The sequence below is a fragment of the Actinotalea ferrariae CF5-4 genome (assembly GCF_000603945.1).
Classification (GTDB): Bacteria; Actinomycetota; Actinomycetes; order Actinomycetales; family Cellulomonadaceae; genus Actinotalea; species Actinotalea ferrariae.
Window position 1 is genome coordinate 1 of the sequence record NZ_AXCW01000421.1, and the last position, 1934, is coordinate 1934.

Here is a 1934-nt window from a genome sequence, read left to right on the forward strand (position 1 = left end):
CCCGACGCCCCGACGACGGTGCGCCGGCGCGACGACGAGCTCGGTCGACGCGGGCTGCCCGGCCGGACCGCCCAGGTCCACCTGGGCGTAGCCGACGACGCCCGCCTCGCCGCCGTCGGCCTGCTCACCACCCTCGGCCTGCTCACCGCCCTCGGCCCGGTCGGCGCTGTCGGCCGCGCCGGCCACTCCGTCCGCGGCGCGGACGACGACGTGCGCCACGTCGCCGTCGGTCAGCCGCAGGAGCGTCTGCTCGCCGAGCGCCTCGATGCCGTCGTGCGCCTGCGCGGCCACGGCGAGCGCGCGGACGGCCGCCACGGCGTCGTCGGTCAGGTGGGTGGTCGTCGTGAGATCGGGCACCTCGTCATCCCACCACAGGGTGCTGACGCCCCTTCGCTCGTCCTCCCCCTCCGCCGTCCGGGCGACGGACCGACGATTCACCCGATCTTCCGGTCAGGTGCTGCCTTCCGGGGCCGAACAGGACGCAACGGCCGTGACCCGTCCCGTCACGAGCGTCCGCCCCCAAGGGCCAGGAGAAGGGCACCCGATGGAGGTTCCGCACCCGCGAGCGGGAAGGGCGGCCGACCGGTCCGCCGGTACGACCACCCGCACGCTCCCCCCGGGCCGCACCGTCCTGCCCTCGGGCGTCGAGCGTCGCCTCGGGCCGGAAGAGCTCATCGTCACCAAGACGGACCTCCAGGGCCGCCTCACGTACGCCAACGACGTGTTCCTGCGGATGTCGGCGCTGGAGGAGTCGGCGACGCTCGGCATGCCGCACAACATCATCCGCCACCCCGACATGCCCCGCGCCGTGTTCCACCGGCTCTGGGCGACGCTGCACGAGGGGCGCGAGATCTTCGCGTACGTCAAGAACCTCGCCACCGACGGCGCGCACTACCGGGTGCTCGCCCACGTGACCCCGTCGACCGACGCGGCCGGCAGGCCGTGCGGCTACCACTCCAACCGTCGGCCCCCGACGTGGTCGGGGATCCCCGCCGTCGAGGCGCTCTACACCCAGCTGCTCGCCGTCGAGCGCGGCCTGCCGGCCCGCGAGGCGGCCCTCGCCGGGGCAGCCGCGCTCGACGACCTCCTCGCGCAGCGGGGCCTCACCTACGAGGCCTGGGTCTGGTCCCTGGAGCAGGAGGAGGCGGCATGACCCGCTCACGACGGCGCGTCCGCGAGCTCGAGGCCGAGGTCGCCCAGTACCGCCAGGCCATGACGTCCCTGCAGCAGGTCCTCGGCAGCGCCGCGCAGGGCGACCTCGAGGCCCGGATGCCGGCGGCCGAGGGGACCGGCGGCGACGGGGGCGCCGTCGGGCAGGAGGTCGCGGCGGTGCGCCGGACCCTCAACCACCTGCTCGACGTCGTCGACGCCTTCGTCCGGGAGGCCGGGGCCTCGCTCGAGGCGGCCAGCGCGGGGGACCACGACCGCCGTCTGCTGCTGCGCGGGCTGCCCGGCAGCTTCCGGGCCCGGGCCCGCGTCATCAACACCGCCCGGGGTGCCATGCGGCTCTCGGCCGAGCACGTGGCGGCCACCGCCGCGGCCCAGGCGCGGCTCGCCGCGGACTTCGAGCGCGAGGTCCTCGCCGCCTCCTCCCAGGTGGGGGAGCAGGCGCGCGGCATGGTCGGCAACACGTCTGCGCTCGCGTCCTCGGCGTCCGAGGCCGTGCAGCGGGCCGAGGGGGCGCGGGTCGCCGTCGAGCGGCTCGAGTCCTCCGCCGCGGTGATCAGCGACGTCGTCAAGCTCATCGCCGCCGTGGCGTCCCAGACGCGGCTCCTGGCCCTCAACGCGACGATCGAGGCGGCCCGCGCGGGGACGCACGGGCGCGGGTTCGCGGTCGTGGCGCAGGAGGTGGAGCGGCTGGCGGAGGAGACCCGGCACGCCACCACGAAGATCGAGCAGCAGGTCGCGACGGCTCAGCCCTGATCCACCGGCCT

At 75.9% G+C, this 1934-nt stretch carries 2 protein-coding genes and 1 pseudogene; 2 read left to right on the plus strand and 1 reads right to left on the minus strand.

Annotated features, from left to right (window positions below; all coding sequences use genetic code 11):
- A pseudogene (locus tag N866_RS18440) lies at positions 1-357 on the minus strand (hypothetical protein); the annotation flags it as partial.
- Positions 358-544: 187 nt separating this feature from the next.
- Here N866_RS18440 and N866_RS18445 point away from each other — a divergent pair.
- Complete coding sequence (locus N866_RS18445; protein ID WP_081802817.1) at positions 545-1153, plus strand: PAS domain-containing protein; 609 nt, start codon at positions 545-547, stop codon at positions 1151-1153.
- Positions 1150-1923 carry a methyl-accepting chemotaxis protein gene (locus N866_RS22530; RefSeq protein ID WP_052023258.1) on the plus strand — a complete coding sequence of 258 codons (774 nt, stop codon included), beginning with the start codon at positions 1150-1152 and terminating at the stop codon, positions 1921-1923. The genes N866_RS18445 and N866_RS22530 overlap by 4 nt, the downstream gene beginning before the upstream one ends.
- The last annotated feature ends 11 nt before the right edge of the window (positions 1924-1934 follow it).